This window comes from Amycolatopsis sp. lyj-23 (genome assembly GCF_046549135.1).
In the GTDB taxonomy this organism is placed as follows: Bacteria; Actinomycetota; Actinomycetes; order Mycobacteriales; family Pseudonocardiaceae; genus Amycolatopsis.
In genome coordinates, this window is record NZ_JAJPWN010000004.1 from 571,676 (window position 1) to 593,958 (window position 22,283).

At 71.3% G+C, this 22,283-nt stretch carries 20 protein-coding genes; 11 read left to right on the forward strand and 9 right to left on the reverse strand.

Annotation, left to right across the window (positions count from 1 at the left end):
- Position 1: 1 nt before the first annotated feature.
- The 3 genes from ACLJPY_RS12100 to ACLJPY_RS12110 form a co-directional block, all read right to left on the reverse strand.
- Complete coding sequence (locus ACLJPY_RS12100) at positions 2-994, reverse strand: LLM class flavin-dependent oxidoreductase (protein ID WP_410588133.1); 993 nt, start codon at positions 992-994, stop codon at positions 2-4.
- A 116-nt stretch (positions 995-1,110) separates the two neighbouring features.
- Positions 1,111-2,040 (reverse strand): alpha/beta hydrolase family protein, encoded by a 930-nt coding sequence (locus tag ACLJPY_RS12105; protein ID WP_410588134.1) that lies wholly within the window; start codon positions 2,038-2,040, stop codon positions 1,111-1,113.
- Between the two features lie 199 nt (positions 2,041-2,239).
- Positions 2,240-2,839, reverse strand: coding sequence for a QsdR family transcriptional regulator (locus tag ACLJPY_RS12110; protein ID WP_410588136.1), 600 nt, complete (start codon positions 2,837-2,839; stop codon positions 2,240-2,242).
- 120 nt (positions 2,840-2,959) lie between these two features.
- Between ACLJPY_RS12110 and ACLJPY_RS12115 the strand changes: the two genes are divergently transcribed.
- Positions 2,960-3,586, forward strand: a complete 627-nt coding sequence (locus tag ACLJPY_RS12115; RefSeq protein WP_410588310.1) for a DsbA family oxidoreductase — start codon at positions 2,960-2,962, stop codon at positions 3,584-3,586.
- Here ACLJPY_RS12115 and ACLJPY_RS12120 read toward each other — a convergent pair.
- Positions 3,561-3,746 carry a hypothetical protein gene (locus ACLJPY_RS12120; RefSeq protein ID WP_013229246.1) on the reverse strand — a complete coding sequence of 62 codons (186 nt, stop codon included), beginning with the start codon at positions 3,744-3,746 and terminating at the stop codon, positions 3,561-3,563. The genes ACLJPY_RS12115 and ACLJPY_RS12120 overlap by 26 nt on opposite strands.
- A 400-nt stretch (positions 3,747-4,146) precedes the next feature.
- Complete coding sequence (locus tag ACLJPY_RS12125) at positions 4,147-5,199, reverse strand: LacI family DNA-binding transcriptional regulator (RefSeq protein WP_410588138.1); 1,053 nt, start codon at positions 5,197-5,199, stop codon at positions 4,147-4,149.
- Between the two features lie 110 nt (positions 5,200-5,309).
- Between ACLJPY_RS12125 and ACLJPY_RS12130 the strand changes: the two genes are divergently transcribed.
- The 6 genes from ACLJPY_RS12130 (at position 5,310) to ACLJPY_RS12155 (ending at position 13,818) form a co-directional block, all read left to right on the forward strand.
- Positions 5,310-6,236 carry a carbohydrate ABC transporter permease gene (locus ACLJPY_RS12130; protein ID WP_410588139.1) on the forward strand — a complete coding sequence of 309 codons (927 nt, stop codon included), beginning with the start codon at positions 5,310-5,312 and terminating at the stop codon, positions 6,234-6,236.
- 70 nt (positions 6,237-6,306) lie between these two features.
- Complete coding sequence (locus tag ACLJPY_RS12135; protein ID WP_410588312.1) at positions 6,307-7,116, forward strand: carbohydrate ABC transporter permease; 810 nt, start codon at positions 6,307-6,309, stop codon at positions 7,114-7,116.
- Between the two features lie 47 nt (positions 7,117-7,163).
- Positions 7,164-8,507 (forward strand): ABC transporter substrate-binding protein, encoded by a 1,344-nt coding sequence (locus tag ACLJPY_RS12140; protein WP_410588140.1) that lies wholly within the window; start codon positions 7,164-7,166, stop codon positions 8,505-8,507.
- Positions 8,504-10,051 carry an alpha-N-arabinofuranosidase gene (locus ACLJPY_RS12145; protein WP_410588141.1) on the forward strand — a complete coding sequence of 516 codons (1,548 nt, stop codon included), beginning with the start codon at positions 8,504-8,506 and terminating at the stop codon, positions 10,049-10,051. Before ACLJPY_RS12140 ends, ACLJPY_RS12145 begins: the two co-directional genes overlap by 4 nt.
- Complete coding sequence (locus ACLJPY_RS12150; RefSeq protein ID WP_410588143.1) at positions 10,044-11,798, forward strand: glycoside hydrolase family 35 protein; 1,755 nt, start codon at positions 10,044-10,046, stop codon at positions 11,796-11,798. The genes ACLJPY_RS12145 and ACLJPY_RS12150 overlap by 8 nt, the downstream gene beginning before the upstream one ends.
- A gap of 127 nt (positions 11,799-11,925) precedes the next feature.
- On the forward strand, positions 11,926-13,818 hold the full coding sequence (locus tag ACLJPY_RS12155; protein WP_410588145.1) for an RICIN domain-containing protein: 1,893 nt from the start codon (positions 11,926-11,928) through the stop codon (positions 13,816-13,818).
- A 36-nt stretch (positions 13,819-13,854) separates the two neighbouring features.
- Here the strand turns inward: ACLJPY_RS12155 and ACLJPY_RS12160 are convergent, their stop codons facing one another.
- Complete coding sequence (locus ACLJPY_RS12160) at positions 13,855-14,190, reverse strand: DUF3140 domain-containing protein (RefSeq protein WP_410588147.1); 336 nt, start codon at positions 14,188-14,190, stop codon at positions 13,855-13,857.
- Between the two features lie 174 nt (positions 14,191-14,364).
- Between ACLJPY_RS12160 and ACLJPY_RS12165 the strand changes: the two genes are divergently transcribed.
- Positions 14,365-15,090, forward strand: coding sequence for an ANTAR domain-containing response regulator (locus ACLJPY_RS12165; protein WP_410588314.1), 726 nt, complete (start codon positions 14,365-14,367; stop codon positions 15,088-15,090).
- A gap of 456 nt (positions 15,091-15,546) precedes the next feature.
- Here the strand turns inward: ACLJPY_RS12165 and ACLJPY_RS12170 are convergent, their stop codons facing one another.
- On the reverse strand, positions 15,547-16,416 hold the full coding sequence (locus ACLJPY_RS12170; RefSeq protein WP_410588148.1) for a MurR/RpiR family transcriptional regulator: 870 nt from the start codon (positions 16,414-16,416) through the stop codon (positions 15,547-15,549).
- A gap of 117 nt (positions 16,417-16,533) precedes the next feature.
- Here ACLJPY_RS12170 and ACLJPY_RS12175 point away from each other — a divergent pair, with 117 nt between their 5' ends.
- From ACLJPY_RS12175 to ACLJPY_RS12185, 3 genes are read left to right on the forward strand one after another with little or no spacing between them, the layout of a single operon-like run.
- Complete coding sequence (locus ACLJPY_RS12175) at positions 16,534-17,925, forward strand: MFS transporter (protein ID WP_410588150.1); 1,392 nt, start codon at positions 16,534-16,536, stop codon at positions 17,923-17,925.
- The gene (locus ACLJPY_RS12180) at positions 17,922-18,344 is read left to right on the forward strand and encodes a GAF domain-containing protein (RefSeq protein ID WP_410588152.1); all 423 of its coding nucleotides are present in this window, start codon (positions 17,922-17,924) and stop codon (positions 18,342-18,344) included. The genes ACLJPY_RS12175 and ACLJPY_RS12180 overlap by 4 nt, the downstream gene beginning before the upstream one ends.
- Positions 18,341-19,549, forward strand: coding sequence for an amidohydrolase family protein (locus ACLJPY_RS12185; RefSeq protein ID WP_410588153.1), 1,209 nt, complete (start codon positions 18,341-18,343; stop codon positions 19,547-19,549). Before ACLJPY_RS12180 ends, ACLJPY_RS12185 begins: the two co-directional genes overlap by 4 nt.
- Here ACLJPY_RS12185 and ACLJPY_RS12190 read toward each other — a convergent pair whose 3' ends face one another.
- Entirely contained in the window at positions 19,550-20,614 is a 1,065-nt protein-coding gene (locus ACLJPY_RS12190; protein WP_410588154.1) for an aldo/keto reductase, read from the reverse strand. It lies immediately after the preceding gene.
- Positions 20,615-20,696: 82 nt separating this feature from the next.
- Complete coding sequence (locus ACLJPY_RS12195; RefSeq protein ID WP_410588155.1) at positions 20,697-22,202, reverse strand: tannase/feruloyl esterase family alpha/beta hydrolase; 1,506 nt, start codon at positions 22,200-22,202, stop codon at positions 20,697-20,699.
- Positions 22,203-22,283 lie beyond the last annotated feature (81 nt).

Below are 22,283 nucleotides of genomic sequence, written 5' to 3' on the forward strand. Positions count from 1 at the left end.
TCTAGCGTCCCAGCAGCGGGCCCAGGCGTTCCGCGATGTCGGTGAGGATCTGCACGTAGTCTTCGTGTTCGAAGGTGAACGGCAGGGCGAAAGCCACCTCGTCGATCTCGCGGAACGCCTGGTGCGCGTGCAGCCGCTCGGCGATTTCCGCGGACGTGCCGACGAAGTCGGGGGAGAACAGCATCCGCGCGGGGCCCTGGGGTTCCGCGGTGCGGGGCAGCCGCTTCTCGGCGTAGGCCGCGTACTTCGCCCGCTGTTCCGGTGTCGCGCGGTCGGTGGGGATCACGACCAGGCCCTGCGAGATGCGGCCGGTGGGGTGCTGCTCGCGGAACGTCCGGATGTGCGAAAGCTGGATCTCGGCGAAGTCCGTGCTCTCGCCTTCGGCCTTGACCACGCTGCTGGTCAGGAAGTTCATCCGGTGTTTCCCGGCCCACTCCGCCGAGCGCAGGCTCGCGCCGCCGTACCAGAGGCGGTCGCCGAGCCCGGGCGACTGCGGCTGGACGCGGTCGGAGAACACCTCGAACCCCTGGGTGCCGCTGAAGCCGGTGGCCGGCTCGCCGCGCACGAAGTCCAGGAGCCGCTGGACGCGGTCGTAGGAGAAGTCCTCGGCGTCCGCGGTGTCCGGGTAGAGGGCGTGCTTGACCTCGTCCCAGCGCATCGGCGGGCCGACGCTGATCCCCGGGTTGAGCCGGCCGCCGGAGAGCAGGTCGACGGTGGCGAGGTCCTCGGCCAGCCGCAGCGGGTTCTCCCAGCCGAGCGGGATGACCGCGGTGCCGAGCTCGATCCGGCTGGTCCGCTGCGACGCGGCGGCCAGCACGGCGACCGGCGACGAGATGCCGTACTGCAGGTGCCGGTGGCGCACCCAGGCGCTGTCGAACCCGAGCTGTTCGCCCAGCTCGATGATCTCCAGCGTCGACTCGTGACCCCGGCGTGGGTCGGCCGCGTCGAACAGGCCGATGGTCAGGAAGCCGAGCTTCCGCAGTGGTCGTGGCACGGTGCCGATTCTGCCTCGCGCCCGCGCGGTGTTCCAGCTGGTGGACTACCGCTGCTCGAGCCCGGAAGACCGGTGCGGTGTCGTCACCCGCACCGGCCCCGGAGATCCGTTTCGCGTCAGCCGTTGTGCGGGCAGTTACCGCGGTAGTCCGAGATGGACAGGCTCGTGCTCGGGATCGGGCACAGGAACTGTTCGTAGCGGGCGTCGTTGTCGATGAAGCGCTTGAGCCAGGACAGCGTGTACTTCGCGATCGTCGTGTTCGGCGAGTTCGGGGCGAAGTGGCTCGCCCCGCGCAGCTCGAGGTACGCGCGGTCCAACGTGGTGGGCAGGCTCGTGTAGAAGGGGATCGAGTGCGACGCCACCGGCGCGACGGTGTCGGACTGCGCCCCGACGACCAGGGTCGGCACGCGCAGCGTCGACCAGTTCTTCGTCAGGTCCCAGCCGGTCAGCGGCACCGCGGCCTGCAGCGACGGGCGCGAGCGCGCCGCTTCCAGGGTGCCGCCGCCGCCCATCGAGTGGCCGACGACGCCGAGCCGGGTGCTGTCGATGCGCGAGCGGACCGAGCTCTGCTGGGTCAGGTAGTCGAGCGAGGCCAGCAGCTGCCTGCCCCGGCTGTCGGGCTGGTCGCTGGTGGTCAGGGTGTCGATGGTGAACACCACGAACCCCTGCGACGCCAGGCGCGGGCCCAGCCAGGCGATGCTCGACTGCGTGGCGGTGAAGCCGGGCGCGATCGAGATGGCGCCGAACGTGCCGGCGGTCGTGGTCGTCGGGTAGTAGATGGTGCCGCCGCCGAAGCCGGACACGGCCAGGCGTGACACCGTCACGGTGCTCGTCGCGAAGGAGCCGGCGGTGGCTTCGATGCTGGCGGTGGTGGGGTCGGGGCCCCGCTCGTAGGGGTTCGCGGCGGCGGGCGCCGGCGCGGCGACGCCGGTGGTCAGCGCCAGTGCGGCCAGCACGACGCCGGCGGCCTTGGCGCGCCACCCGCGGCGGCGGGAAATTTTCTCACCCGAGCCGGACGACGTCGGCGGGCTGGTGAGTGTGGACATGGATCGCTCTCTTTCCCCGGGCAGGCGAAAGCTCGCCCGGACACAGACGGGCGGATCGGCAGAACTGGTGCACGGCAACGGAAGAGGGGTGCCGCGGGCGGGGTGCGGGGTAACCGCTTTCCCGTCGCCTATGAAACACCTTGGCGAAATGTTCCACATCCTCCGAATGGGGGAGTGGACTGACGAACTGTGCGGTCGCTCAGTGAACGGGCACCGGCTCCAGGGCGCCGCGCACGAGGGTGTCGATCAACGTCGTCGCGACGGTCAGGTCCACCGAGCGGGCGGCCAGTACGTCGGAATAGAGGAAGGACTCGCCGAGCCGGACCACCGCGAACGCCAGGTCGGGCAGCCCGACCAGCGGGGCCAGCCCGGCCGCTTCGGCGTCGGCGCGGAAGAGTTCGACGTGCGCGTCGACCAGCCCGGGCTGGACGGCGCCGCGCGGGTCGGTCAGCACGCGCAGGGCGACGCTCGACTCCGCCTCGATCAGCTTGCGCATGCCGTCGCTGCCGGCGACCTCGCGCCGGTACTCCTCCATGACCCAGAGGGAGCGCAGCCGGCCCTCCGGCGTGCGCACCGCGTCGCCGTGCCGGGCACGCCAGCCGTCGAGCGCCCGCTGCCAGGTCCGGTCGGAGAGCAGCCGCAGCCCGGCGCCCATGAGGTCGTCGCGGTTGCCGACGCGCCGGAAGAACGTCGTGCGCGAAATCCCGAGGTCGGCCGCCATCCGGCCGAGGTCGAGGCGCGTCCCGGCCAGCAGCAGCCGGGCCGCGTGCCGGACGATGTCGTCGGTCGAGACGGTCACCGGCTCACCCTAGCTCCGCCGGCGTCGTGGCGGAGCCGGGTGCCGCGGTCCGCAGGTGGCCGCCGGTTACCTTGAAGTGCGCGGTGCCCCTTCGGTTAGCGTGGGTTCGTGCGCGTAGACATCTGGTCCGATCTGGTCTGTCCCTGGTGCTATCTCGGCAAACGCCGCTTCGAGCAGGCGGTGGCCGAAGCCGGCGTGGACGTCGAGGTGGTGCACCACTCGTTCCAGCTCGATCCGTCGTTCCCGCGCGGGACTTCGCGGCCGACGCGCGAGGTGCTGGCCGAAAAGTACGGCCGGACACTGGAAGAAGCCGACGCGATGGAAGCCGAGATGGAGCAGCGCGCGGCCGCCGACGGCCTCGAGTACCACCTCGACGGCGTCCACATGGGCAACACCGTCGACGGCCACCGCCTGGTCCACCTCGCGGCTTCCCGCGGTCTGGCCGATGCTGTCGTGGACAGGTTCTACGCGGCGCACTTCACCGAGCGCCGTTCGCTGTTCGACCACGATTCGCTGGTGTCGCTGGCCGCGGAAGCGGGACTGGACGCGTCCGAGGCGCGGGCCGTGCTCGATTCCGACGCCTACGAAGCGGAAGTGGCGGCGGACGGCGAGCAGGCCCGCGCGCTCGGCGCGTCCGGCGTGCCGTTCTTCGTGATAGATCAGCGGTACGGCGTGGCGGGAGCCCAGTCGCCGGAGGTGTTCGCGCAGGTGCTGAGGCGGGTCAGCGACGGCGCCGCCGCCGGGTGAACCGCGACCGGTCGGTGGCGACCCCGGCCAGGTGCAGGGCCACGCACAGCAGCCCGGCGGTGGTGAGCGTCCCGGTGGTGATCACCGGACCCAGCCCGAACCCGGCCAGCTCCATGAGCAGAGCGAGCCCGAAGAGCACGGCGGCGAGAATGGCGAGCATGAAGGCCTCGTTTCGGTGGGGGTGCGCCCGAATGGTCCACACCACTGCGACGTTCGCGGGACCGAGGGTCCCGGCGTTGGTGGCCGGTAATTCCCCCGCCCCGCCCACCTGAAACGACCTCTTTGACGCACCCGACAGCTCTGCCCGTACCCGGAGAGGCAACTCGCGTGATCAGCGAGGCATCACCCGTGATTGGAGGGGCATCTCGCGTGACTGGAGGGGCATCGCGCTGATGCCCGCTCAATCACGCGAGATGCCCGCTCAGACACATGTGATGCCTGTCCAATCACGCGAGATGCCGTTCCGGACACGGGTGATGCGCGCCTGATCACGGGAGCTAGCCGGGCCCGCGGGGGCGCCCCCCGAATTCCACGCTACCGGAGGGCACCGACAGTTTTCGTCACGCAGGCGGTGGCGCCGTGCTGGAGCGGATCACCAGTTCCGTTGGGAGCAACACTGGTTCGCCGGCCTCAGTGCCGGTCTCGATTTCCGTCAGCAACGCCGCCACCGCGTGGCGGCCCACCGCCTCGAACGACTGGCGGATCGTCGTCAGCGGGGGCCAGAAGTGGGCCGACTCCTCCATGTCGTCGAAGCCCACCACGCTGACCTCCGACGGCACCGCGCGGCCCGTCTCGTGCAACGCGCGCAGCAGTCCCAACGCCATCTGGTCGTTCGCCGCGAACACCGCCGTCACCGTCGGGTCGGCCGCCAGCTGCAGGCCCGTCCGGTAGCCCGACTCCGGAGACCAGTCGCCGGCCAGCACCGGCGGGACCACGCGCCCGGATCGCTCCAAAGTGGCCTGCCACGACTTCCGGCGCCGCTCCGCCGAGTACGACTGCGGTGGACCGGCGATGTGCCAGACCGTCGAGTGCCCCAGTGACAGCAGGTGGCTCGTCGCCCGGGCGGCTCCGTCGGCCTGGTCGTTGTCCACCACCGGGTAGTCGTAGCGGGCGCTCGAGTCGATCACCACCACCGGGAGCCCGTGCGGGAGCTCGATTTCGCTCTGGTCGAGCTGGTGCTGCTCGATGAGGATGATGACGCCGTCGACGGCCTGCTCGTTCAGCGTGCTGAACGCGCCCGTCACCTCGCCCTGCGTCGGGCGCGTCACCGGCATCAGGATGATCGAGAACCCCTCCGTCACGACCGCCGCCGCGATGGCGTCGAGCGTGCGGCTGTTGCCGAACGTCGGGAGCGCCGAAATGATCACCCCGATGCTGCGGAACTGGCCGTTGCGCAGGGCGCGGGCCGCGCTGTTGGGGCGGTAGCCGACCCGGCGCATCGCGGCGAGGACCCGCTCGCGGGTCGCGTCGTCCACATTGGTCTTCCCGTTGGCCACCCGGGAGACCGTCTGGCCCGACACGCCCGCCTCGCGGGCCACGTCCGCCATCGACGGGCCTCGGCGCCGGGCGGGGCCGGGTGCGGATGACGTCGCTGTCTGGCGCGGCACGGTCACTCCTCGGCTTTCTGGACATGTTTACGTCAACACGTTACTCTGCGGCCGTCCATGTTGACGTAAACATCACCCGGGTCCCCGACCCGGCCGCACCACCACTCGGAGAGACGATGACGTCCACAGCGGCTCCGCCCGCCCCGGTGCCGTCGCGCCGGGCGCCCGCGGCCCGCCGGTCGCGGCGGAACTGGCGGGGCTGGCTCTTCGTCGCGCCGTTCATGCTGGTGTTCGCACTGACCTTCATCGCGCCCGTCGGGTACGCGTTCGTGCTGAGCCTCTTCCGCGACCAGGCCTTCTTCGGCGGCACGGTCTTCGTCGGGGCCGACAACTACGTGCAGGTCTTCGGCGACCCGAAGTTCTGGGAGGCCTTCCGGCGGGTGCTGGTCTTCCTCGCCGTGCAGGTGCCGATCATGCTCGTGCTCGCGCTGATCGCGGCACTGGCGATCGACAGCGCCCGGCTGCACGCCGCCGGCTTCTTCCGGATCGTGATCTTCCTGCCGTACGCCGTCCCCGCCGTGGTGGCCGCGCTGATGTGGGGCTTCATCTACGGTGACCACTTCGGGCTCGCGGCCGACCTGAACCACCTGCTGGGCACCTCGGTGCAGCCGCTGGCGCCGGGCTGGCTGCTCACGTCGATCGGCAACATCGTCACGTGGGAGTTCGCCGGCTACAACATGCTCATCTTCTACTCCGCGCTGAAGGTGATTCCCAAGGAGCTGTTCGAGGCGGCCGCGATCGACGGCGCCGGCGCGTTCCGCACGATCCGCTCGGTCAAGCTCCCCGCGATCCGGGGCGCCATCGTCGTCGCCACGATCTTCTCGATCATCGGCAGCTTCCAGCTGTTCAACGAGCCGAACATCATGCGCAACCTGGTGCCGAACACGATCGGCACCTTCTACACGCCGAACATGTACGCCTACAACCTTTCCTTCAACGGGCAGCAGTACAACTACTCCGCCACCGTCGCGATCGTGATGGGCGTGATCACCGCGGTCATCGCCTACGTCGTGCAGCTGCGCGGCTCCCGGAAGGAGATCTGACGTGGCCGTTCTTCCCCGGACGCAGTTCTCGGTGACCAGACCCCGCAAGTCGCGTGTCCTGACCGGCTTCATGGCGCTCTACCTGCTCTACACCCTGGTTCCGCTGGTGTGGCTGGTGATCAACGCGACCAAGACCCAGCCGTCGCTGTTCTCGACCTCGGGGCTGTCCTTCGGCGACTCGTTCGCGCTCTTCGACAACATCGGGCAGACGTTCACCTACAACGGCGGGATCTTCTTCCGCTGGCTCGGGAACACCCTGCTCTACGTCGTGGTCGGGGCCGGCGGCGCGACGATCCTCGCCACGGCCGCGGGGTACGGGCTGGCCAAGTACCGCTTCCCCGGCCGCCGCGCGGTGTTCGCCGTCGTCCTCGGGGCCGTCGCCGTGCCGCCGACCGCGCTGGCCGTGCCGACGTTCCTGATGTTCAGCAAGCTCGGGCTGACGAACACGCCGCTGTCGGTCATCATCCCGTCGCTGATCAGCCCGTTCGGCCTGTACCTGGTCTGGGTCTACGCCGCCGACGCCATCCCGGACGAGCTCCTGGAAGCGGCGCGGATCGACGGCGCGGGCGAACTCCGGATCTTCCTCACCGTGACGCTGCGCCAGCTGGTCCCCGGGATCATCACGGTCGCGCTGTTCACGATGGTGCAGACGTGGAACAACTACTTCCTGCCGCTGATCATGCTCAGCGAGCCGAAGTGGTACCCGCTGACCGTCGGGCTCAACCAGTGGAGCGCCCAGGCCAACGGCGCCGGCGCCCAGCCGATCTTCAACCTGGTCCTCACCGGGTCGTTGCTCACGATCATCCCCCTCGTCGTCGCTTTCCTGCTCATGCAACGGTTCTGGCAGTCCGGGCTGAGCGCCGGAAGCGTCAAGCAGTAGCAGCGTCATCAGCAAACAGCCGTCACACCGCCGTGAAGGGACACCCGATGTCACGCATCCGCAACCGCGCCAAGGCGGCCGCCGCCCTGGCGCTGGCCGCCGCACTGGCGGCCGGCTGCTCGTCCGGGGGCGGCTCGTCGTCCGCGCCCGCCGCCGCCACCGGCACGCAGGACTCCGTCGACGCCGCGCTGAAGGCGGGCGGCGAGCTCACCTACTGGAGCTGGACGCCGTCGGCGAAGGACCAGGTGGCCGCGTTCGAGAAGGAATACCCGAACGTCAAGGTCAACTACGTCAACGCGGGCACCAACAAGGACGAGTACACCAAGCTGCAGAACGCGATCAAGGCCGGCTCGGGTGCCCCCGACGTCGCCCAGATCGAGTACTACGCCCTCCCGCAGTTCGCGCTGACCGATTCGCTGGCCGACCTGAACCAGTTCGGGTTCGGCTCGTTCGAAAAGGACTACAGCGCCTCGACGTGGGCGCAGGTGAAGAACGGCAACGGGCTCTACGGCCTCCCGCAGGACTCCGGCCCGATGGCGCTGTTCTACAACAAGGAAGTCTTCGACAAGAACGGCATCGCCGTCCCGAAGACCTGGGACGAGTACATCGCCGCGGCCAAGAAGCTGCACGCCGCCGACCCGACCAAGTACATCACCTCCGACACCGGTGACCCCGGCTTCGTGCTGAGCATGATCTGGCAGGCGGGCGGGCGCCCGTTCACCGTCGACGGCCGGAACGTGAAGGTCGACCTCGCCGACGCGGGCACCAAGAAGTGGACCGCGCTGTGGGACCAGCTGATCCAGGGCAAGCAGCTCGCCCCGGTCAAGGAGTGGTCCGACGACTGGTTCCGCGCCCTCGGTGACGGCACCATCTCCTCTCTGGTCAGCGGCGCCTGGATGCCGGGCAACTTCATCTCCTCGGTGCCCGGTGCCGCCGGCAAGTGGGCCGTCGCGCCGATGCCGACCTACGACGGCAAGCCGGTGACTTCGGAGAACGGCGGCAGCGCCCAGTCCGTGGTCAAGCAGAGCAAGAACCCGGCGCTCGCCGCGGGGTTCGTGCGCTGGCTCAACCACGCCGGCGGTGTGCAGCCGTTCATCAAGAGCGGCGGCTTCCCGTCCACCACCGCGGACCTGACCTCACCCGCGTTCGTCGACCAGACCGTGCCCTACTTCGGCGGCCAGAAGATCAACCAGGTGCTGACCCAGGCATCGAAGGACGTCGCGCCGGGCTGGACCTACCTGCCGTACCAGACCTACGCCAACAGCGTCTTCAGCGACACCGCGGGCAAGGCCTACCTCAACGGCACCGGCCTCGACGCCGGGCTGGCGGCCTGGCAGCAGGCCATCGTGGACTACGGCAACCAGCAGGGCTTCACGGTCAGCGCCGGATGACCGTCCACATCGAAGGCGACGTCGGCGACCCTGCCCAGGTGATCGGCCCCGTCCCGCGTCGCCTCTTCGGCTCGTTCGTCGAGCACATGGGCCGTTCCGTCTACACCGGGCTGTACGAGCCGGGCCACGCCACTGCGGACGAACGCGGGTTCCGCGGCGACGTCCTCGAGCTGGTCCGGGAACTCGGCCCGACCGTGCTCCGCTATCCCGGCGGGAACTTCGTCTCCGGCTACCGCTGGGAAGACGGTGTCGGGCCCGAGCGGCCCGTCCGGCTGGATCCGGCGTGGCACAGCGTGGAACCCAACCGCTTCGGCCTGCACGAATTCGCCGCGTGGGCCGAAGCCGCGGGTGCCGAGGTGATGTACGCCGTCAACCTCGGCACCCGCGGCGTCCAGGAGGCCGCCGACGTCCTCGAGTACTGCAACCACGCCGGCGGCACCGAACTGAGCGAGCGGCGCCGCGCCAACGGCGCCGACCGCCCGTTCGGCTTCAAGCTGTGGTGCCTGGGCAACGAGATGGACGGCCCGTGGCAGATCGGCCACAAGACGGCCGAGGAGTACGGCCGCCTGGCCGCCGAGACCGCCCGGCTGATGCGGATGATCGACCCGGACCTCGAACTCGTCGTCGCGGGCAGCTCGCACGCGGACATGCCGACGTTCGGCGAGTGGGAGCGGACGGTGCTGCGCCACACCGCCGAGCTGGCCGACCACATCTCGCTGCACGCCTACTACCAGGAGCTGCACGGCGACACCGACAGCTACCTGGCCAGCGCGGCCGCGCTGGACCGCTACATCCGCACGACCGCGGGTGTCATCGACGAAACGCTGGCCGAGCTCGGCCTCGACAAGAAGATCGGGATCAGCGTCGACGAGTGGAACGTCTGGAACCTGCGCCGCTGGAACGAGGTCGACCAGGCGAAACTCGCCGAGGGCGGCTGGCGGCAGCACCCGCGGATCATCGAGGACACCTACACCGTGACCGACGCGGTCGTCGTCGGTTCGCTGCTGAGTTCCCTGCTGCGCAACGTCGACCGCGTCACCATGGCCAACCAGGCCCAGCTGGTGAACGTCATCGCGCCGATCCGCACCGAACCCGGCGGCCCGGCGTGGCGGCAGACGACGTTCCACCCGTTCCAGCGGGTCGCCGCGCTGGCCCGCGGGGCGAGCCTGCGCCTGACCGTCGAAGGCGACCGGCTGCGGACCGCGCAGCACGGCGAGGTCGACCTCGTCAACGTCGCCGCGACGGTCGGGGAGTCCGGGCGCGGGGCGGTGTTCCTGACCAACCGCGCGACGGCGTCGGCGACCGAGGTCCGGCTCCGCCTGCGCGGCGCGCGGTTCGGCGTCTACGCCGCCGAAACCCTGGCCACACCGGACGGCGAGACCCGCCACACCGTGAACACCGCCGATGCACAACCGGTCCGGCCGGTGCCGCTACCCGGCGCCGCCGCGACGTCCGATCCCGGGGGGACCACCATCACCGTGACACTGCCACCGCTGTCCTGGACCGTGCTGCAGCTGACCCCGCAGGCGGGCCCGCATGCCTGAGTTCGCCATCGGGGAGCGCGACTTCCTGCTCGACGGCCGCCCGTTCCGCATCCTCTCCGGTGCCCTGCACTACTTCCGCGTCCACCCGGACCTGTGGGCCGACCGGATCGACAAGGCCCGGCGGATGGGGCTCAACACCATCGAGACGTACGTGGCGTGGAACGCCCACGCCCCCGAGCCCGGCGTGTTCGACCTGACCGGCGGCCTCGACCTCGACCGCTTCCTGCGGCTGGTGGCCGAGGCCGGGATGTACGCGATCGTGCGGCCCGGCCCGTACATCTGCGCGGAGTGGGACAACGGCGGCCTGCCGGCGTGGCTGTTCCGCGACCCGTCGGTCGGGGTGCGTTCGTACGAGCCGAAGTACCTCGACGCCGTGCGCGACTACCTGACGAAGGTGTACGAGGTCGTCGTCCCGCACCAGGTCGACCGCGGTGGGCCGGTGCTGCTGGTCCAGGTCGAGAACGAGTACGGCGCCTTCGGCGACGACAAGCGCTACCTGAAAGCGCTCGCCGAGCACACGCGCGAATCCGGTGTCACCGTGCCGCTGACCACAGTGGACCAGCCGACGCCGGAAATGCTGGAAGCGGGCAGCCTCGACGGGCTCCACCGCACGGCGTCGTTCGGTTCCGGTGCCGAGGAGCGGCTGGCCGTCCTGCGCGCGCACCAGCCGACCGGCCCGCTGATGTGCAGTGAGTTCTGGAACGGCTGGTTCGACCACTGGGGCGCCCACCACCACACGACGCCGGCCGCGGATTCGGCGGCGGAACTCGACGCGCTGCTCGCCGCGGGCGCGTCGGTCAACCTCTACATGTTCCACGGCGGCACCAACTTCGGCCTCACCAACGGCGCCAACGACAAGGGCGTCTACCAGCCGCTGATCACCTCCTACGACTACGACGCGCCGCTGGACGAAGCGGGTGACCCGACGCCGAAGTACCACGCCTTCCGCGACGTGATCGCCCGCTACCACAAGGTGCCCGACACGGTCCCGCCGCCGGCGCGGCCCGCGCCGACGCCGTCCGGCGTGCTCGGCGACCCCGTCCGGCTGCTCGACGCCCCGGAGCGCTGGGGCACCTGGGAGTTCCACGAGGAGCTGCCCGCGTTCGACGACCTGACGCCGATGCCGCAGCTCGCACTGCTGCGCACGAGGATCGAGGGCGAGCGACCCGGCGTGCTGACCTTCGGCGAGGTCCGCGACCGCGCCACGGTGTTCTTCGACGGCGACCTCGTCGGCACGCTCAGCCGGGACCACCACGAGCGCGCGCTCCCGCTGCCGCGGGCGACCGGCGAGCTGCTGGTGCTGGTCGAGGACCAGGGCCGCGTCGACTACGGCCCGCGCATCGGCGAGGCGAAGGGCATCATCGGCGGGGCGGCGCTGCACGGCGAGCCGCTGGCCGGCTGGGACGTGCTGCCGTTCGACCTGGCCGCGCTGCCGTCGCTGCGGCCCGTGCAGCCGGAGCCGGTGGCGGGTGCGGTGGCCGGGCCGGTGCTGCTGCGCGCCGACATCGATGTCGACGAGCCCGCCGACCTGTTCCTCGACACCGGCGAGTGGGGCAAGGGCGTCGCGTGGCTGAACGGGTTCGCGCTCGGCCGGTACTGGCGGCGCGGCCCGCAACGGACGTTGTACGTGCCGCGCCCGGTGGTCCGGGCCGGCGCCAACGAACTCGTCGTGCTCGAACTCGGCACGCTGCTCGACCCCGCGGCCCGGTTCGTGCCGCGGCCGCTGCTGGGCCACACCGAAGCCTGAGGAAGTCCCCACCGAAGCGAAGGGCAGTTCGACGATGAACCTGCGGCGTTTGCTCACCGTCCTTTGTGTACCGATTGTGGCCTCCGGTCTGGCGGCGGCGCCCGCGGCGGCCGCTACCGCCGTCACGGTGAAACCGGATCCGACGTACCGGCAGCAGCCGTTCGACGGCTGGGGCGCCAGCCTGGCCTGGATGGCCGAGGCGACCGGCGGCTACCCGGACGCCGTCCGGAACCGGCTGGCGGACCTCGTCTTCGGGCCCGAGGGGCTGAACCTGAACATCGCCCGGTTCAACGTCGGCGGCGGCAACGCCCCGGACGTCCCGGCGTACCTGCGCCCGGGGGCCGCGGTCCCCGGCTGGTGGAAGGCGCCGGCCGGCACCACCCGCGCCGACCAGGACTGGTGGACCCCCGGCGACCCGGCCGAGTTCGACCCGAAGGCGGACCCGAACCAGCGCTGGTGGGTCGACCGGATCAAGAACCGCGTCACGAAGTGGGAGGCGTTCAGCAACTCGCCGCCGTACTTCCAGACCGTGTCCGGGTACGTCTCGGGCGGTTTCAACGCCACCGACGAGCAGCTGCGCGCCGACAAGATCGGCGACTTCACCGCGTACCTGACCCAGGCGGTGCGCACCCTGGAAAAGGCGCACGGCATCAGGTTCACGTCGGTGAACCCGATGAACGAGCCGAACACGAACTACTGGAAGACCACCCTGGGGGCCGACGGCAACCCGGCCGGCGGACGGCAGGAAGGCGCGCACATCGGCCCGTCGGTCCAGTCGCAGCTGATCCCGGCGATGGCGTCCGCGTTGAAGGCGGCCGGCTCGCGGGCGGTCGTCTCCGCGCCGGACGAGACCAACCCGGACACCTTCGCCGCGGACTGGGCCGGCTGGTCGGCCGACGCCCGCGCCGCGGCGGGCCGGCTCAACGTGCACACCTACGGCACCGGCAACCGGCCGGTCCCGCGGGACCTGGCCAAGGGCGCGGGCAAGCCGCTGTGGATGAGCGAGGTCGGCGGCAGCTGGCTCGACCGGCAGGACTTCACGGACATGGACCCCGGCCTCGGCATGGCCGAGCAGATCACCGACGACCTGCGGCTGCTGGAGCCGAGCGCGTGGGTCAGCTGGCAGCCGATCGAGGACTACGACAACATGAAGCCGGGCGGGGAGTCCGCGGCCGGGATGAACTGGGGCGAGATCCAGGTCCCGTTCGACTGCCCGAAGAACGCCACGCTGCAGACCTGCCCGATCCGGACGAACACGAAGTTCAACACCATGCGGAACTTCACCCACTACATCCGGCCGGGTGATCGCCTGATCGGGGTGGACGACACCGCGTCGACGGTCGCCATGCGCGGCGAGGACCTGACGACGGTCGTGCACACCAACGCGGGCACGGACGAGCAGGACGTCACCCTCGACCTGTCGGGCTTCCGGACCGTCCGGCCCGGCGCGTCGGTGACGCCGGTCGTCACCGACGTCACCGGGGCGCTGAAGCGCGGCAAGCCGGTGCGGGTGACCGCGGGCCGGGCGACGCTGCGGGTGCCGGCGCGTTCGGTGACGAGCTTCCTCGTCGACGGCGTCTCCGCGGCGGCGGCCGGCACGGGCATCGGCTCCGGCAAGCCGGTCACCTTCACCGGCGTGCAGAGCGGCAAGTCGCTGTCGGCGGAGAACGGTTCGCTGGTCCAGCGCACCACGGACGCCTCGGCGACGGCGCAGCGGTGGACGCTCACCGACCGCACGGGCCGCTACGGCAACCGCGACCGGTTCACCATCACCAACGCGGGCACCGGCCAGGTCCTCGGCACGTCGGGCGGCGCGGTGACGCTGACCGCGGCGGGCACGTGCGACCCGGCGGCGGAATGGACGCTTTCCACGACAGGCGACGGTAGTTGGACATTCGTCAACGCGGCGACCGGCCAGCTGCTCGACGTCATCGGCGAATCCCGCGACGACGGCGCCCGCATCGGCCTGTACAAGCCGACTAACGGGCCCAACCAGCGCTGGCAGGCCGTCGCCCGCTGACCCCGAGCGCCCCAAGGCGGCCTTGGGGCGCTTGGGTCAGGCCGGTTTGAGCGGGTCGTGGCCGATCGACATCAGGCGGTGGCGCCAGTGGCTCTCGCCCGCCGTCGGTTCGAGGTCGTCGCGGCGCTGGGCGTGCACGCGGTCGACGACCTTGCGCATCACGTCCGCGTCGCGCTGGTCCACGTCGGACCTGCGCTTGCGCAGGATGGCCAGCACTTCGTTGCCGGTCGGCGGCCCCGCTTCGCCGGGGAGCGGCTCGGTCTCCGGACCGGCGTCGCGCGTGCGCAGCCAGTCCTCCAGCTCGCGCGAAGTCATGTTCACCACCCGGTGGAACTCCGCCCACAGCTCGTCGTCAACAGCCGGATCGTCCATGGTCCCGGGCTACCCGGCGCGGCCGACGTCAAACCGGGGCCGGTGGCCGGTAGAATTCGTCCGGACCCGTTGAAACGCCAGCGGTGGTCTCTGTTGACGCTGCTGGCGAGCTCGAACCCGTGCTCGCCGCTTGACGCATGGGAGGGGTGGGCCTTGCCGACCACTGGCGACGGCATGGCGGAGCGGGTCGACGAGCTGAACGCCGTGCTGGCCGATCTCGTCGGGGTCCTCGAATCGATGTCCGACACGCCGGGCCTGCTCGACGCGGTCTGCGGCGAGGCGGTCCGGGTGGTCCCGGACGCGGACCTGGCCAGCATCATGGTCGTCCGCGACGGCGTGACGCAGACCGCGGCGTTCACCGACGAGCGGGCCCGGCGCATCGACGACGTCCAGTACGCGGCGGGCGACGGTCCGGGCCTGCTCGCGGCGCTGACGGGCGAGGTCGTCCGGGTGGCGGTCGCCGAAACCGGCGACCAGTGGCCCGAATTCGTGGCCGCTGCGAAGGAACTGGGCGTGGGCAGCTACCTGGCGGTCCCGCTGCGGGTGGACGACACGCTGGTCGGGGCGATCACGCTGTTCGCGTTCGAGGGCCACGGCTACCACGAGTTCGACACGAAGGTGCTGCGGCTGTTCACGTTGTGCGTGGAGACGGTGCTGCGGCTGACCCGCCGCTACCGCGAGGCGCGCGGCCTGGCCGACGAGCTGCGCAACGCGATGGAGACCCGGGCGGTGATCGAGCAGGCCAAGGGCATGCTGATGCTGATCCACCGGGTCAACGAGGACGCGGCGATGCACCGGCTGATCGTGGAGTCCCAGCACACGAACATCAAGCTGCGGGACGTGGCCGCCCGGTTCACCAAGCGGATGAGCTCGGCGGACGGGGGCCCGCCCCGGCACTGACCGGCTCCGTCGCGGGCCCGGCCGGACCTCCGGCCGGGCCCCCGACGGACCGCTTCGGCCGTACCTGCCGGACCGCTTCGCACCGGAGGTGCGGAAGCTCGGCGGGCCATGTTCCGCGTCACCCCGACGGACGCCGGGTGCAGCAGGTCGAGCCGGGACCGCCCTGCGCCGGTGCGCAGCTGAGGGTGTTCGGCGAGCAGCGGCGTGGTGTGCAGGGGTCTCGGGGGCGAGTACGGCCGCGGCGTCCTCGCGGTCGGCGGCCACGGCGGTCCCGAGTAGGTCGAGGGTAGCCAGTGACGTGCCGCTCGCCCGGACGCCGAGGTGCCCGGCGAGCGCCCCCTGCCTGGTCGCGGGCCCTGCCGAGACCCGGCCGAAGCTGCGGCGCAGCGAAAGCGGCGAGCTGTCCGGCGGCGTCGCTCGGCTGGATCACAGCAGGTCGATGCGCATGACCGGCGGTCACCCCGACGGGCGCCGGTGCAGCAGGTCGAACCGGGACCACATCGCCTCCGCCGCCTCGATCGACGCGCTCGTGCGGGCCGGGTCCACCGCCGCCAGCTGGGCCACGATCGCCTGGACCAGGGCCATGCCCGCCGTCAGCGACGGGAAGAACGTCACGCCCTCCGCCGGCACGAGCAGCACTTCCTCCGCCGCGCCCGCCAGGGCCGGGCTGGCCGCGTCCGTGATCGCGAACACCCGGGCGCCGCGGGCGCGGGCCTCGTCCGCCGCCAGGACCGTGCTCTCGTACAGGCGCCAGAAACTGATCGCCACCAGGACGTCGTCGGCGGTCAGCTTGGCCGTCTGGTTCGCCAGTTCCGCGTCGCCCGCCGTCACCGCGTGGACGTCGTAGCCCGCCAGGCGCGCGTTGTGCGCCATGGCGATCCCGACCGCCGCGTAGCTGCCGTCGGCGATCACCAGCGTCCGGCGGGCCGCCGCGATCGCGCGAGCGACCTCCCGCAGCACCTCCTCGTCGAAGCGCCGGTTCAGCAGCGCGAGGCTGTCCAGGTCACGGCGCAGGGACGCCGAGCCGGGGGAGTCGACGCCGCGGTGCTCCTCCGCCACCTGCGGCGCGCTCAGCGACGACATGTACCGCGCCCGCAGCTCCTGCTGCAACGCCGGCCAGCCCGCGAAGCCCAGCGCCTGGGCCGTGCGCGTCACGGTCGCCACGTTGACCCCCGCGAGCTGCGCCAGCTCGGCCGTCGAGCCGAACGACGCCCGCCGCGGCTGGGACACGAGCACCTCCAGCACCGCGGCCGACTTCGGCCGCAGGCCGCGGTCGGGCAGCCGGTCGCGCAGCCACGCCTCGAAACCGTCGTCGGTCTCCGCCACCTCGGCGCCTCCCCTCGGGTCGGGTGCACCGTAACGCAACCAGTTCTGCAACGAACGTTGCAGTTTCGTCGAACTGCAGTTTATGTTGTCGGCACTCCCCGACGGAAGGCGTTCCCCATGACGCTGCTGGCTCGACTGGACCGGCTCCCGCTGAGCCGTCCCCACTACAAACTGCTGCTCATCGGCGGGCTCGGCTACACCTTCGACGGCATGGACTCGGCGGTCGTCGCCTTCCTGCTGCCCAGCGCCAAGGCCGTCTGGCACCTGGACAACGGCCAGCTCGGCCTGATCGGCTCGGCGACGCCGTTCGGCTTCCTCTTCGGCGCGATCGCGGCCGGCCTGCTCGGCGACCGCATCGGCCGCAAGAAGGTCATGATGTACGCGCTGGCCTTCTACGCGCTGTTCTCCGTCATCGCGTCCTTCTCCCCGAACTACGAGGTCTTCCTCGGCGCCCGCGTGCTGGCCGGCGCGGGGGCCGGCGCCGAAAGCGCGATCATCGCGCCCTTCCTGTCCGAGTTCGTCCCCGCGAAGCGGCGCGGCTGGTTCGTCGGCGCGCTCGCCGGGTTCTTCTCCTTCGGCTTCGTCGCGGCCGCGCTGATCGGGCGGTTCGTCGTGCCGTCCTTCGACGACGGCTGGCGGATCGCGCAGCTGGTCACCGCGCTGCCGATCATCATGCTGCTGTGGTGGCGCCGGTCCCTGCCCGAATCGCCACGCTTCCTGCTGGCCCACGGGCGGGCCGCCGAGGCCGAGGCCGTCGTCGCCAAGATCGAGCGAGACGTCGAGAAGGCCACCGGCACCACCCTCCCGCCGGTGCCACCCGCCGACGCGCGTCCCGCCACCGAGACGCCCAAGGTGAACCTCTTCAGCGCGCTGAAGTTCCTGTGGAGCCCCGCGATGCGGCGCCGGACGGCGGTGATCTGGACCGTCTGGTTCGTGATCACGTTCTCCTACTACGGCTTCTTCTCGTGGATCCCGACGCTGCTCGTGGAACGCGGCATCACGGTGACGAAGAGCTTCGAGTTCTCGATCATCATCTACCTGGCCCAGGTGCCCGGGTACTTCTCGGCCGCGTGGCTGTCCGAACGGCTCGACCGCAAGCACACCATCGCGCTCTACCTGGCCGGCTCGGCCGTGAGCGCGTTCTGGCTGAGCCAGACGAGCGCGCCGTGGTCGATCACCTTGGCCGGGGCGGTGCTGTCCTTCTTCCTCAACGGTACCTACGCCGGGGTGTACTCCTACACGCCCGAGGTGTTCCCGACCTGGATCCGCGCCAGCGGCACCGGCCTGTCCAGCGCATTCGGCCGCGTCGGCAGCATCCTGGCGCCGACGATCATCGGCCTGTCCGCGGCGAGCCTCGGCTTCGCCGGCGTCTTCGGCCTGACGACGGCGGTGCTGGCCGCCGGAGTGCTCTGCGTCCTCGTCTTCGGCCTGGCCACCGCGGGCCGCTCGCTCGAAGAACTGACCGAACACGGCGCCCCGGTGGCGGCCGCGAAGGAGATGACGAAGTGAGTTTGTCCACTGTGGAAGAACGGGTGCGCGCCGAACTCGGCGTCCGGCTGTTCACCGTGCTCGCGTGGGTCCCGGAACGCAAGGCACTGCGCCGGGTGCACAGCAGCCACCCGGCGCAGTACCCGGTCGGCGGGGAGAAGACCGTCGAGGTCGCGGCGGGCTGGCTGGCGCGCTGCATCACCGCGCAGGAGCCGTACTTCGGCCCGGACCGCGCCGCGGTGCGCGAGATCTTCGCCGACCACGACCTGATCGAGTCCCTCGGCTGCGGCTCGATCATCAACGTGCCGGTGGTCGACGGCGGCCGGACGCTCGGGGTGCTCAACATCCTCGACGCCGAAGGCGCCTACGACGAGGATTCCGTGCGAAAAGCCGAACTTCTCGCCCCGCTGGCCGTGCCGGCGCTCAAGGAGGAACAGTGAACCTGCTGCTGCGCAACGCCCGCCTGCTCGACCCGCTCTCCGGCGAGTACACCGAGGGCGACCTCCGGTGCGCCGACGGCCGGATCGCCGAGGTGGGCCCCGGCCTGGCCGCGGCCGACGTGCCGTCGCTGGACGTGCGGGGCGCGGTCGTGCTGCCCGGCCTGATCGACGCGCACGTGCACGTCACGGCGTCGACGGCCGACCTGGGTTCGCTGTCTTCGTCGTCACCGTCCTACGTGGCCGCCCAAGCCGCCCGCACGATGAGCGGCATGCTCGACCGCGGGTTCACCACGGTCCGCGACGCCTCGGGCGCCGACTTCGGCCTCGCCGACGCCCAGGCGGACGGGCTGTTCCGCGGCCCGCGGCTGCTGTTCTGCGGGCGGGCGCTGAGCCAGACCGGCGGCCACGGCGACAGCCGCACCCGCGGCACCCACGTGCAGGACGACCACCCGTGCTGCGCGGGTCTGGGCCGGGTCGCCGACGGCGAGGACGCCGTCCGCGCCGCGGCCCGCGACGAGCTGCGCAAGGGCGCCCACCACATCAAGGTGATGGCGTCCGGCGGCGTGGCGTCCCCGACCGACCGCATCGATTCGACGCAGTATTCGGCCGGGGAGCTGCGTGCGATCGTCGAGGAAGCCGAGGCGGCCAACCGGTACGTCGCCGCGCACGCCTACACCGCCCGCGCCGTGAACCGCGCTCTCGAACTGGGTGTCCGGTCGATCGAGCACGGCAACCTCCTCGACGACCGCAGCGTTGCGCTGTTCCGGGAGCACGACGCCTTCCTGGTCCCGACGCTGGTGACGTACTGGGCCCTCAAGGAAGAGGGCCGCGAGCACGGGCTGCCGGAATCGAGCTGGCGCAAGGTCGACGACGTCCTCGGTGCCGGCCTGGCGGCCCTGGAGCGCGCGGCCCGCGGCGGCGTCAAGCTGGTCTACGGCACGGACCTGCTCGGTGGCATGCACCGCCACCAGAACCACGAGTTCCGGCTGCGCGCCGAGGTGCAGTCCCCGCTGGAGGTGCTCCGCTCGGCGACGTCGACGGCGGCGGAGCTGCTGAACCTCACCGGCGAGGTCGGCACGCTGGCCGTGGGCGCGCACGCGGACCTGCTGGTGGTCGAGGGCGACCCGCTGGCGGACATCGGCGTGCTGGCCGAGCCGAAGCACTTCCGCCACGTCGTCCAGGGCGGCGCGGTGGTGTCCGGCTGACTACCAGTTCCGCACCGCGGGCGCGTACCCCGCCGGCTTGTCGCCGATCTTCAGGCCCGGGCTGACGATCCAGTGCTGGTAGGCCGGGGTGAACATCCGGTGCACCGACGCCGGCGGGACCGCGCTCGCCTCGTCGAGCTGCGTGCGCAGCTCGGCCGGGAGTTCGAAGTCGAGCGCGGCCGTGCTCGTGCCGAGCTGGTCCGCGTTGCTCGCGCCGACGATGGCCGCGGCGACGCCCGGCTGGGTGGCCACCCAGTTGAGCGCCACCTGGGCCATCGTCACGCCGAGGGCGTTCGCGACCTCTTCCAGGGGCTCGAGCAGCTGCCGGTCGCGGTCGGTCCACGTCGGGGCGTTGCTGAGCCGGCCCGCGCCGCCGTCGCGGTACTTGCCGGTGAGGAAGCCGCCGGCTAGCGGGCTCCACGCCGTGACGCCGAGGCCGAGGGCCTGGCCCAGCGGGACGTGCTCGGTCTCGATTTCCCGCTGCACCAGCGAATACGGCAGCTGGAGGGTGACCATCGGCGCCAGCCCGTGCGCCTCGGCGAGGGTCTGCGCGCGGGCGGCGTACCAGCTCGGGACGTCGGACAGCCCGGGGTAGCGGATCTTGCCCGCGCGGACGAGGTCGTCGAACGTGCGCACCACCTCTTCGACCGGGGTGATGCGGTCCCAGGTGTGGAGCAGGAAGACGTCGACGTGGTCGGTGCCCAGCCGGCGCAGGGACGCCTCGAGCGCGCGGATCATGTGCTTGCGCCCGTTGCCGCCGGCGTTGGGGTCGGCCGGGTCGACGCTGTTGGTGAACTTGGTGGTGAGCACGAGCCGGTCGCGCGAGTGCGTTTCGGCGATGAGCTTGCCGAGGATCGTCTCGCTCTCGCCGGCGGTGTAGAAGTCCGCGGTGTCGACGAAGTTGCCGCCTTCGTCGAGGTACTTCCGGAAGATCGGGCGGGCTTCGGCTTCGGTTTTGCCGTAGGCGGCGTGGAAGCCGCCGGTGCCGAAGTTCATGGTGCCGAGCGCGATCCGGCTGACGCGCAGGCCGGAGCGGCCGAGGAGGTAGTACTGGTCGAGTGCCATGAGCTCAGCGTGCCGACCGGATTTTGGACCCGCAAGTCCAGTCCGCGAGCGCCGGGGGAGGTGGCGCTCGCGGACCGGGGTCTCAGCGGCAGCGGTAGCTCGACGCCGTGGCCGGGTCGCCGCCGGTGTAGCGGGAAACCCGCGGCAGCGGGCACAGGTCGCGCGTCTTGCCGTCTGCGGACGCGGCCGCGAGGGTGGCGGGCGCCTTGCCGTGCTCGACCCAGTCGACCAGCGCGCCGAGCGCGTTCGTCGGCTCCGGGCCGCCACCGCCGAAGCAGTGCTCGACCCCCGGCGCGAGGAACAGCCGGTAGAAGTCGTTCACCCGCTGCGGCCCGCCCATCGTGCGCTCGACCTGGGCGCGGTAGGACAGCGTGCCGCCCGGCGGGATGAGCTGGTCGTTCGCCCCGATGAAGGTGATCAGCTTGCCGCCGGCGCGGCGGAACGCCGACAGGTCGGGGTCGGACGTGCCGATGACGTCGTCGTACTCGCGCACCGACTGGCGGAACAGGGCCGCGAACTGCGCGTACGTCAGCTTCGAGGTGTCGAAGCCGTCCTGCTTCTCCAGGAACGACTGCACCCACTTGACGGCGACCGGGAAGCCCGGCGCGACCAGCGTGCCGTCCGGGCCGGGCTGCGTGCCGGCCAGCCACGTGAAGTCCGCGCCCTTCGGCAGGCCGGCCCACAGCCTGCGGCCGCGCTCGTCGGTCGGGCCGGCCCAGATCTTGCGCACGACCTCGGCGTCCGCGGCGGTGACGGTGACCTCGTGGCCGTCGCAGACCAGCTTGGTCCCGACGAGGCCGCGCGGGTCGTAGCCGCACTCGTCCGGGCGGTCGACGATGCCGTTGGTGACGCCGTCCCGCGCGTCGCACGCCTGGACCGCGGCCGTGCGGAACGCCGAAAGCACGCAGGGGCTGGGGAAGTCGTGGCTGGAGTTCATCACGACCTGCGGCCACAGCGTGGCGACCGCGAACTGCGTCCAGTCGACGGCGGGGGCGTTGGCCAGGATGCCGTCGAAGTCCTGCGGGTACGCCTGGGCCTCGGAGTAGCCCTGGCGGCCGCCGGTCGAGCAGCCGGTCCAGTAGGAGTACGAGATCGGGCGCTGGTAGTACCGCTGCGTGACGGCCTTGCCGACGACGGCTTCTTCGTGCACCGATCGGGTGGCGAAGTTGGTCAGGAGCGTCCGGTCGACGTGGCCGTCCTTCAGCGCCCAGGACGTGTCGAGGCCGTTCAGGGACACGCCCGCGTCGGTGGTCACGGCCGCGTAGCCGTCCTTGACCGCCTGCGGGAGCGCGTCGAAGTTGCCGGCGGCGTAGGCGCTGCCGCCGAGCGCCTGCAGGCGGCCGTTCCACCCGGTGTCCGGCAGGGCCACGGCGACCTTGACGTGGTCGGCGCCGGTGTGGGTGAGCGTGACGGTGATCAGGCAGGACGACGCCTGGGGCGCGGCCTGCACCGATTCGATCTTCGCGCCGGGCGGCGCGGGCACCGCGACGGCGGCGCACGGGGTCGGGGTTGCTGCTGCCGAGGCGGCCGGCTGCGTGACGGTGGTCAGCAGGAGCGGCACGGCGGCGGCGAGAAGGAGGCGTTTCATCGGTCTCTCCGGTCGCTTTCGTCCGATGTGGACATTGCGGTCGAACGGTAGGCGGCCGTCCGGTGGCTTCGCGCCCGTCGG

Coding starts and splice junctions, on each gene's coding strand:
- ACLJPY_RS12105 (WP_410588134.1), bottom strand. CDS start 2,040: ATGTCCACACTCACCAGCCCGCCGACGTCGTCCGGCTCGGGTGAGAAA.
- ACLJPY_RS12120 (WP_013229246.1), bottom strand. CDS start 3,746: ATGCTCGCCATTCTCGCCGCCGTGCTCTTCGGGCTCGCTCTGCTCATG.
- ACLJPY_RS12130 (WP_410588139.1), top strand. CDS start 5,310: ATGACGTCCACAGCGGCTCCGCCCGCCCCGGTGCCGTCGCGCCGGGCG.
- ACLJPY_RS12135 (WP_410588312.1), top strand. CDS start 6,307: ATGGCGCTCTACCTGCTCTACACCCTGGTTCCGCTGGTGTGGCTGGTG.
- ACLJPY_RS12140 (WP_410588140.1), top strand. CDS start 7,164: ATGTCACGCATCCGCAACCGCGCCAAGGCGGCCGCCGCCCTGGCGCTG.
- ACLJPY_RS12145 (WP_410588141.1), top strand. CDS start 8,504: ATGACCGTCCACATCGAAGGCGACGTCGGCGACCCTGCCCAGGTGATC.
- ACLJPY_RS12150 (WP_410588143.1), top strand. CDS start 10,044: ATGCCTGAGTTCGCCATCGGGGAGCGCGACTTCCTGCTCGACGGCCGC.
- ACLJPY_RS12160 (WP_410588147.1), bottom strand. CDS start 14,190: ATGGACGATCCGGCTGTTGACGACGAGCTGTGGGCGGAGTTCCACCGG.
- ACLJPY_RS12165 (WP_410588314.1), top strand. CDS start 14,365: ATGGCGGAGCGGGTCGACGAGCTGAACGCCGTGCTGGCCGATCTCGTC.
- ACLJPY_RS12175 (WP_410588150.1), top strand. CDS start 16,534: ATGACGCTGCTGGCTCGACTGGACCGGCTCCCGCTGAGCCGTCCCCAC.
- ACLJPY_RS12190 (WP_410588154.1), bottom strand. CDS start 20,614: ATGGCACTCGACCAGTACTACCTCCTCGGCCGCTCCGGCCTGCGCGTC.
- ACLJPY_RS12195 (WP_410588155.1), bottom strand. CDS start 22,202: ATGAAACGCCTCCTTCTCGCCGCCGCCGTGCCGCTCCTGCTGACCACC.